Origin of the sequence: Mycobacterium sp. (assembly GCF_035697385.1) — a bacterium.
Taxonomy (GTDB): domain Bacteria; phylum Actinomycetota; class Actinomycetes; order Mycobacteriales; family Mycobacteriaceae; genus Mycobacterium.
The window spans coordinates 1-9,012 of the sequence record NZ_DASSCY010000155.1 but is presented as its reverse complement, the minus strand read 5'-3'; the positions used below and the strand labels follow the sequence as shown (position 1 = coordinate 9,012).

Sequence of the window (9,012 nt, the reverse complement as noted above, 5' to 3'; positions counted from 1 at the left end):
CGTTCAACGTGAGGGCCGATAGCGACGACGACATCCCGGTCACGACCAGTTCGGGTAACCCGCGGTCGTGCAGCCCGATGGTGTAGGCGAATGGCCTTCGGTCATCCTCGACGAACTGCACCACCCAGCCGTGCGTGCGGATCGTCTCCCGCAGTTCATCGAAGTATTCCTGGATCGGTCGGTCGGGGTTATCGCACTGCCAGCACATGGGCCGCACCTTTCTGTCGGAGTTGCCGCCAGAGTGCGCCCGGCGTCCGACAAATACGGTCAGCTGCTGGTGAGTTCGGCGATGACCTCTGCATAGAGCCGCGCCTTGATCGCGCCGAACACGGGGCCCGCCTTCGCGGCCCGCTCCTCGGCACGGGCGACGGCCACGTCGATCACCTCGCCCTCGGCTGCGGTGGCCGCGACGATCCCGGCGGCCCGCGCGTCCTCGCCGCCGTAGCGACGCCCCGTCGTCATCGCCTCATGCGCCGTCGCGATTGGCAGCCGTGACCGGATCAGCGCGTTCATGCCCGCGGTGAACGGGATGCCGAGATCGACCTCGGGCAGGCAGAAATAGCCGCGGTCGGCCCGCATGACGATGAGGTCGTGGGCCAGCGTCAGCATGGCCCCTGCCGCGAAGGCATGGCCACCCACCGCGGCGATGATCGGTGCGGGGAACGCCAGCACCCGGGCGAACAGCGCATGCACGTCGCGCAGATTCGACTCGGACGCCTCCGGATGCGACGCCATAAAGTCGAGGTCAAGGCCGTTGGAGTAGAACTTGCTCGCGCCGGTCGTGACCACCGCCTTCGGCCCCTGTGCGGCTTCGACCTCGTCGAGCGCGGCGTTGATGGCCGCCAACCGGTCGGGGTGGAAACGGTTCTCGTCATCGCCGAGAGTGAGAACAAATACCGCGCCACGGCGGTCCAGACCTGCCATCTTGCGATTACACCATCGCCCGCCTGCCCTGCCAGAATCGGACGGTGCCCACAGCAGGTCCGGTCAACGGTCGCGTCTCGAACTGGTTCACCAAATATCCGCCCCTACGACCGCCGTTGCCGGGGAACCGCGACGCCGACGTCTGCATCGTCGGCGCCGGATACACGGGGTTGTGGACGGCGTACTACCTGAAGCGGGCAGACCCCTCGCTGCGAATCGTCGTGCTGGAGTGGCGATTCGCCGGGTTCGGCGCGTCGGGCCGCAACGGCGGCTGGCTGTCCGGCCTGGTGCCGGGTGACCGCAACCGGATGGCCCAGTTGTACGGGCGCGACCGCGTGCTGGACTGGCAGCAGACGCTCAACGACTCCGTCGACGAGGTGATCGACGTCTCCGAGAAAGAGGGCATCGACGCGGGCATCGTCAAGGGCGGCACGCTGCACGTCGCACGCAACCCCGCGCAGGCGTCGAGGCTGGCCGCCGAGGTCGACGAGGAACTGCACTGGAAGGTCGACGGCATCACGACGCTGACGAAAGATGAAGCAGCGCAACGTATTCAGCTCGATGGCCTGGTGTCGGCCTTCTACAACCCGCATTGCGCGCGTGTGCAGCCCGCCCGGCTGGTGCGCGGTCTTGCCGACGCGGCCGAGCGCATCGGCGTCGACATCTACGAGATGTCACCGGCCACCAAGATCGAGGCGGGACGGGTGACGACACCCATCGGAATGGTGAAAGCACCGATCGTGCTGCGGGCCACCGAGGGATTCACCGCCGCGCTTCCCCGGCTGCGGCGGCGCTGGTTGCCCATGAACAGCTCGATGATCGCCACCGATCCGATACCCGATGACATCTGGAAGTCGATCGGCTGGCAGGGCCGCGAAACGCTTGGCGATACCGCGCACGGCTTCTTCTACGCGCAGCGCACCGTCGACAACCGCATCGCGATCGGCGGCCGCAGTGTGCCGTACCGCTACGGTTCGCGCACCGACCTCGATGGCCGGGTGCCCGAGCGCACCATCAAACACCTGACCGCGACGCTGCACACCGTCCTGCCGCAGACCCGCGATGTCCCGATCGCGCAGGGCTGGTGCGGGGTGCTGGCTGTACCGCGTGACTGGGAAGCCAGCGTCGTCCTCGATGAGGCAACGGGTTTGGGGTGGGCAGGCGGATACGTCGGGCACGGTGTCACGGCAACCAACCTCGCCGGCCGCACGCTGACGGATCTGGTGCTCCGCAGGCGCAGCCCGCTCACGGAGTTGCCGTGGGTCGGCCACCGGTCACGCAACTGGGAGCCGGAGCCACTGCGCTGGCTGGGCGTGCGCGGTATGTATCTCGCCTACAAGGCGGCCGACTGGCACGAAGCCCGGGGCCGAGCGGGAACGTCACCGATCGCTGTCGTCGCCGACAAGATCGCTGGCCGGCCCTAGATCGCTTCTGCACGCTCCTTGAGTCGCTGCAGCGTCAGCCTGATGTGCTCGGCATTGGCGGCGGTCCGGTCGCGCACCCCGGTGCCAACCCACGCCGTCTTGCTGAACCAGCCGGGACGGCGGTCCCACGTTCCCTCGGTGACCCGACAGCCGCCGTCCTTCGCGGCGAGCTCGTACCGCCAATGCGCGACCGGCAGGCCCAGGTACCGAACGTCGAACGCGAAAACGCTGCCTGGCTCGGCCTCGGTGACGGTGCACGTGGTCGACCAGCGGAAGATGCCGTTGCGGTTATGGCCCTTGAACACCGCGCCGGGACGTACTACATCGCCCTTGCGCCAGTCCATGGCCTCGGCTTCTTCGGCCATCGACGCCAGCGTGGATAGATCGGTGATCAGGTGGTACACCGTGTCGGGGTCGGCATCGATGGTTACCTCCGCCTGCGCGGTGGCCGGGCCAGGTTCGGTCATGGCGCGATCGTATTTGGCCGGAAAGGAAGAATTGGCGGGTCGACCGATGTTGCGCTTGAGAGATTGGGTAATCACCGGCGTCAGGAGACTAATGATGGCCACCAAACCCGTACTCGAGCCCACCGAGTCGCATCCCATCACCGTCGAACCCACCGGCAAGCACGTGACGGTGCGGGTGAACGGTGAACTCGTCGCCGACACCCACGACCCGTTGACGCTGCAGGAGTCCACCTACCCCGCCGTGCAGTACATCCCGCTCCGCGACGTCATGGCCGAGCTGCGGCCCAGCGACACCGAGACGTACTGCCCATACAAGGGCGAGGCCAGCTACTACCACCTCGTCACCGCGGCAGGCGACACCGTTGACGACGCGATCTGGACCTACGAGAAGCCGTACCCGGCGGTCGCCCAGATTGCCGGGCACGTCGCGTTCTATCCGGACAAGGCCGACATATCCGTCGAATAGTCTGAGCCTGTGCATTGCTCGGTCAGCGTCGACTTCGACGGGCCGGCCAGCCCCAGCCTGACACTGTCGCCGCTGCGCCGTGGCCGCGGCGACCCGTGCTATCACGATGCGCCCGATGGCGCGATCTGGCGCACCGCGTTGACGGCCAGCGGACCGGTGACGGCACGGATCACGCGCTCGGCGGCCGACACCTTCAACTGCGAGGCGTGGGGTAGCGGCGCGGCCGAATTCACCGAGACACTGCCCGCGCAGCTTGGAGCCGACGACGACGCGTCAGGATTTCGTCCCGACGAGCCGACGATCGCCGAGCTGGCGCGGCGGGTGCCGCACCTGCGGCTGGGCCGCAGCGGCCGGGTGCTGGAGTCACTTGTCCCCGCGATTCTCGAACAGCGCGTCTACGGCATGGACGCGCGCCGGGCGTGGCGCAAGCTGGTGACGAAGTTCGGGGCGCCTGCGCCAGGTCCCGCACCCGCCCACATGCGGGTGCCGCCGGGCGGCGAGGTCTGGCGGCGCATCCCGTCGTGGGAGTTTCACCTGGCCAACGTCGACCCAGGCCGGGCCCGCACGATCGTCGGCTGCGCACAGCGAGCCGACTCGCTGGAACGGCTGACCTCCCGGCCGGCGGAGCAGGCCCGTGCGGCGTTGACGTCGCTTCCCGGTGTCGGGGAGTGGACCGCCGCCGAAACCGCCCAGCGCGCATTCGGCGATGCCGACGCGTTGTCGGTCGGCGATTTCCACCTGGCGAAGATGGTCGGATGGAGGCTTCTGGGCCGTGCGATCGACGACCCGGCGATGGTGGAGTTGCTCGAACCGCTGCGGCCACATCGGTACCGCGCGGTTCGGCTACTGGAGGTCACAGGGCAGGCGCATGCACCGCGGGTCACGGCACGGCAGGCGATTCCGAACCTACGTGCGATCTAGCTGACCCGCACGATTACCGGCCAACCCGTCTGGGTACACGTCGCGGGACAGTCGATCATGCGAAGGAGCTGTTGATGACTGAATTCACGATCCCCGGCTTGTCCGAGAAGGACGGCAGCAAGGTTGCCGACCTGCTGCAGAAGCAGCTGAGCACGTACAACGACCTGCACCTGACGCTCAAGCATGTGCACTGGAACGTCGTGGGCCCCAACTTCATCGGCGTGCACGAGATGATCGACCCACAGGTCGAACTGGTGCGCGGCTACGCCGACGAAGTGGCCGAGCGCATTGCGGCGCTGGGCAAGTCGCCGCAGGGCACGCCAGGAGCGATCATCAAGGACCGCACCTGGGACGACTACTCGGTCGAGCGCGACACTGTGCAGGCACACTTAGCGGCACTCGATCTGGTCTACACCGGCGTGATCGAGGACACCCGCAAGTGCATCGAGACGCTGGAAGATCTGGACCTGGTATCGCAGGACATGATCATCGGGCATGCCGGCGAGCTGGAGAAGTTCCAGTGGTTCATGCGAGCTCACCTGGAGAACTCCGGCGGTCAGCTGGCCAACCGCGGCGCCAGGACCGAGAAGGCCGCAGCGCAAAGCGCTAAGAAGAAGTCGCCCGTCAAGTAGGTTCTGTACCCGGAAGACGTTGCCGCACAGGCGTCACCCAGTTTTGCCCACGGGCGCGGCGGCTGCCTGGTTATCGTGTGTCGGTGGAGGGCACGCCGTTTGGTCGCTACCAGCTGATCGAGTTGCTGGGTCGTGGCGGGATGGGCGAGGTCTGGCGCGCCCATGACACGTCCATCGACCGGGTCGTGGCGTTGAAAATGCTGTTGCCGCATTTCGCGCAGGATCCCGAGTTCGAAAGGCGGTTCCGGCGCGAGGCCCGCGCCGCGGCACGTCTGGATGACCCGCACATCGTGCCGATCTACGACGTCGGCGAGATCGATGGCCGGCTGTATGTGACGATGCGGCTGATCAAGGGTGTTGATCTGCAAACGCTCTTGGATGCCGGGCCGCTGGATCCTGTTCGTGCGGTACACATCATCGAGCAGGTCGCTTCGGCGTTACATACCGCGCATCGGGCCGGATTGGTGCACCGCGATGTCAAGCCGTCCAACATCTTGTTGGCTGACAACGACTTTGCGTATCTGATCGATTTCGGCATCGCGCGTTCTGCCGGTGATACCGCGTTGACGTCGGCCAAAACGACCATCGGCACGTGGGCGTACATGGCTCCCGAGCGGTTCAGTGCGGGGGAGATTCAGGCCAGCTCTGATATCTATGCGTTGGCGTGTGTGCTGTATCAGTGTCTGACCGGTCAGCCGCCGTATCCCGGTGAGGCGCTGGAACAGATCGCGGTGGGCCACATGATGACTCCGCCACCGCGGCCGTCCCAGGATCGTGCGGCGGTCCCGATGGCGATGGATCAGGTGATCGCCACCGGTTTGGCCAAGCAGCCCGCTGCGCGTTACCCGAGCACGGTCGAGATGGCCGCTGCGGCCCGTGAGGCGGTCACCGCGCCGATGGGGGTCAGCGATCCGGCCTATGCGCAGCAGTGGCAGTCCGAAAGCGAATCGCCCACCGCGCCCGCGCGGTTCATGGGATCACCGGCAGGAAAGCGCCGTCGTGGTGTCCTGATCGGCGCGCTGGCCGCTGTGGTGTTGCTGATCGCCGGCGGCGTAGTCGCGGCGGCGAGCCTCACGGGCGATGACGATGCCGGTGCCGCCGCCCCGTCGACCACCGCCGCCGCGGCGCCGACTTCGGCTGCCCCACCGCCCAACACCGGCCCGTTCACCGGGATGTACAAGGCGGTATTCGGTGGTGCGAGCCTGATCTCCGGGGACGGCAACGGGGACGGTCCGAGACCGGTGGCCGGCACGTACGCGGTCAGCTCGGTGTGCAGGCCGACAGGCTGCGTCGCGACCGCGGCGAAACTGGGCGGTGACGCCACCTTCGCGCCAGCGCTGGAATTCGACGACGTCGGTGGGACCTGGGTAGCGGTGACCCTTGCTACGGGTGACTGCCGTGGCGCTGCAACCGAGTCATGGCAGGTGTTTCGGCTGCTGCCTCAGCCCGACGGCACCCTCACCGGCGAGTACACCGTGACGGCCAGCAACTTGTGCGGCAGCAAGCACACGGTGACCTTCACCCGCACCGGAGACGTCGATCTCGAGAGCCTCCCCGACCCGGCCAACCTGCCGCCCCGGGTGATATCGCCTGCCGAAGCCTTGCGCGGCAGCTACCAGGTCTTACGAACGTTCACGAACGGGGCGCAACAGAAGTCGGATCTCGCCGTCAGAACCGCCTGTGTGCGCACCGGCGATCGGTGCATGAGCTACTTCCACGGTGTCGGGGGCCTCGCGCAGCCGCTGGTCTTCGGCGACGGCGGCTGGCACATGCGCACGGAGGAGGCCGACAGCGGCACGTGTCCAGGCGGCCCGATGCATGTGACGAAGACTGCGCAGTACCCGCTGCCACAACCACCGGCGAATCCGATACCGCTACTTTCCGGCCATGGCAGCCAGCAACAGTCAGCCCCGTGCGCGATCCACATCGAGTTTGACGAAACCTTCACCCGCACCGGCGATTAGTCACAGACTCGGCGTTCGGTCGTTATCGTGAGCCGGTGGAGGGCACGCCGTTTGGTCGCTACCAGCTGATCGAGTTGCTGGGCCGTGGCGGAATGGGCGAGGTCTGGCGGGCTCACGACACCGAGATCGACCGCGTGGTGGCGTTGAAGATGCTGTTGCCGCATTTCGCGCAGGACCCGGAGTTCGACAGGCGGTTCCGTCGTGAAGCCCGCGCGGCGGCACGCCTTGATGACCCGCACATCGTGCCGATCTACGACGTCGGCGAGATCGACGGCCGGCTGTACGTGACGATGCGGCTGATCAACGGTGTCGACTTGCAGACGTTGTTGGATGCCGGGCCGTTGGATGCCGGTCGTGCGGTGTACATCATCGAGCAGATCGCCTCGGCGTTGCACAGCGCCCATCAGGCCGGGTTGGTGCACCGTGACGTCAAACCGTCCAATATCTTGTTGGCCGACAACGACTTCGCGTATCTGATCGATTTCGGTATTGCCCGTGGCACCGGTGACACAGCATTGACATCGGCCAACACCACCATCGGCACGTGGGCGTACATGGCTCCCGAGCGTTTCCGGACAGGCGAGGTCCAGCCCAGCTCCGATGTGTACGCGTTGGCGTGTGTGTTGTATCAGTGCTTGACCGGTCAGCCGCCGTACCCGGGCCAGGAGTTGGAGCAGATCGCGGTGGGGCACATGGTGACTCCGCCGCCGCGACCGTCGCAGGACCGTGACACGGTGCCAATCGCGCTGGATCAGGTGATCGCGACCGGTTTGGCCAAGCAACCAAGCGAGCGTTACCCGAGCGCTGTGGAGATGGCTTCGGCGGCGCGCCAAGCGGTGACCGATCCGATGGGCCGCATCCTCCCTGGGGTCGCGGATCCGGCGCATACCCAGCCGTGGCAGGCCAGCAGCGAATCACCTACCGCGCCCGCACAGTTCATCCCACCCGCCGCGCCGGTCGGAAAGCGTCGTCGTGGCGTGTTGATCGGCGCCGCGGCCGCGGTGGTGTTGCTGATCGCCGGTGGTGTGGTCACGGCAGTGAGTCTTGCGGGGGGCGACGATCCCGGCGCCACCCCGCAACCGAGCGCCGCCGCGCCGCCTTCACCTGCCCCGGCGCCCAACACCGGACCCTTCACCGGCATGTACACCGCCGCCTTCGGCCCCGCCACCGGGCTCGACGGCACACCGCTTCCGGGTACGACACCGTCGACGGGCAGGTACGCCGTCCGCTCGGTGTGCGACTCCAGCCGATGCGTGGCGACCGCGTCACAATTGAAGGGCGACGTGTCCTTCGCGGAGACAATGGAATTCGACGAGGTCGGCGATCAGTGGTTGGCCGTATCCGTCGCCACGAGCCAGTGCCACGACATTCCCGCCGAGACCTGGCAAGTGTTCCGGCTGCAACCACGGCCCGACGGCACGCTGGCCGGCGAACACACCAGGACCACCAGCGACCAATGCCAGGAAAAACGAACCGTGACCTTCACCCGCATCGGCGACGTCGACATCGACAGCCTGCCCGACCCGGCCGACCTGCCGCCGCGCGTCGTGTCACCTGCCGAAGGCTTGCGCGGCCGCTATCACATCACGAGGACCTTTACGACGCCCGGCTTGCCGCAACTGCAGGCGGATTCCGGTGTCACCACTGACTGTCTGCGTACCGGCGACCGGTGCATGAGCTACTTCGTGGTCGCAGCGGGTGACATTCCGCTGGTGTTCGAGGACGGCAAGTGGGTCTGGACCGACAGGACCGAGGGCCCATGTCCCAACGGCGACCCGTCGACTCTGAAGGCCGACGCGCAATTTCCATTGCCTGCGCCGCCGCAGAATCCGATCCCGTCCCTGAGCGGGCACGGCACCTGGGTACAGACCGGGTCCTGCGCGGTCAATCTGGAGTTCGACGAAACATTCACGCGAACAGGCGATTAGCGCCAAAGTGCCGGGTCGTATCAAGGCGACACGCGCGACCGGCCGCGCTCTTAGTGTTGCCTAATGTTTGCCTGGCCCCCATAATCAGCCGGTGATCTTGAAGAGTCGCCTTCGCGCGGTCGCCGTCGTCTTGTTTTTTTCGGTTTCGTTGGTGTCGGTTCCGGTGGCTGTGGCGCAGCCTGCTGCTGGGCCGGGGCAGGGTGCGCACATCACTGGTGTGGAGCATGTCAATGAGCGTTGGGACAAGGTGTCGGTGTTTTCGCCGTCGATGAACAAGGTGATCGTC

General features: G+C 66.6%; 9 protein-coding genes and 1 pseudogene. 7 read left to right on the top strand and 3 right to left on the bottom strand.

Features of this window, described 5'->3' with window-relative positions:
* A partial coding sequence (locus VFH65_RS13040) for a DUF4262 domain-containing protein (protein ID WP_353322041.1) occupies window positions 1-208 on the bottom strand: 208 nt, incomplete at its 3' end.
* A 59-nt stretch (window positions 209-267) separates the two neighbouring features.
* Window positions 268-924, bottom strand: coding sequence for an enoyl-CoA hydratase-related protein (locus tag VFH65_RS13035; protein ID WP_353322039.1), 657 nt, complete (start codon window positions 922-924; stop codon window positions 268-270).
* Between the two features lie 44 nt (window positions 925-968).
* On the opposite strand from VFH65_RS13035, the gene VFH65_RS13030 reads away from it, so the two are divergent.
* Window positions 969-2,348, top strand: coding sequence for an NAD(P)/FAD-dependent oxidoreductase (locus VFH65_RS13030; protein ID WP_353322037.1), 1,380 nt, complete (start codon window positions 969-971; stop codon window positions 2,346-2,348).
* Here the strand turns inward: VFH65_RS13030 and VFH65_RS13025 are convergent.
* Window positions 2,345-2,815, bottom strand: a complete 471-nt coding sequence (locus VFH65_RS13025) for an SRPBCC family protein (RefSeq protein ID WP_353322036.1) — start codon at window positions 2,813-2,815, stop codon at window positions 2,345-2,347. The genes VFH65_RS13030 and VFH65_RS13025 overlap by 4 nt on opposite strands.
* A 94-nt stretch (window positions 2,816-2,909) precedes the next feature.
* On the opposite strand from VFH65_RS13025, the gene VFH65_RS13020 reads away from it, so the two are divergent.
* From VFH65_RS13020 to VFH65_RS12995, 6 genes and pseudogenes are all read left to right on the top strand, one after another.
* The gene (locus tag VFH65_RS13020; protein WP_353322034.1) at window positions 2,910-3,281 is read left to right on the top strand and encodes a DUF427 domain-containing protein; all 372 of its coding nucleotides are present in this window, start codon (window positions 2,910-2,912) and stop codon (window positions 3,279-3,281) included.
* 9 nt (window positions 3,282-3,290) lie between these two features.
* Window positions 3,291-4,202, top strand: coding sequence for a DNA-3-methyladenine glycosylase family protein (locus tag VFH65_RS13015; protein ID WP_353322032.1), 912 nt, complete (start codon window positions 3,291-3,293; stop codon window positions 4,200-4,202).
* 74 nt (window positions 4,203-4,276) lie between these two features.
* Entirely contained in the window at window positions 4,277-4,834 is a 558-nt protein-coding gene (locus VFH65_RS13010; protein WP_353322030.1) for a Dps family protein, read from the top strand.
* 83 nt (window positions 4,835-4,917) lie between these two features.
* Window positions 4,918-6,798, top strand: a complete 1,881-nt coding sequence (locus tag VFH65_RS13005; RefSeq protein ID WP_353322028.1) for a serine/threonine-protein kinase — start codon at window positions 4,918-4,920, stop codon at window positions 6,796-6,798.
* Between the two features lie 35 nt (window positions 6,799-6,833).
* The gene (locus VFH65_RS13000) at window positions 6,834-8,726 is read left to right on the top strand and encodes a serine/threonine-protein kinase (protein WP_353322027.1); all 1,893 of its coding nucleotides are present in this window, start codon (window positions 6,834-6,836) and stop codon (window positions 8,724-8,726) included.
* Between the two features lie 91 nt (window positions 8,727-8,817).
* Window positions 8,818-9,012: pseudogene (locus VFH65_RS12995) on the top strand (hypothetical protein); the annotation flags it as partial.

Coding starts and splice junctions, on each gene's coding strand:
- VFH65_RS13035 (WP_353322039.1), bottom strand. CDS start 924: ATGGCAGGTCTGGACCGCCGTGGCGCGGTATTTGTTCTCACTCTCGGC.
- VFH65_RS13020 (WP_353322034.1), top strand. CDS start 2,910: ATGGCCACCAAACCCGTACTCGAGCCCACCGAGTCGCATCCCATCACC.
- VFH65_RS13025 (WP_353322036.1), bottom strand. CDS start 2,815: ATGACCGAACCTGGCCCGGCCACCGCGCAGGCGGAGGTAACCATCGAT.
- VFH65_RS13010 (WP_353322030.1), top strand. CDS start 4,277: ATGACTGAATTCACGATCCCCGGCTTGTCCGAGAAGGACGGCAGCAAG.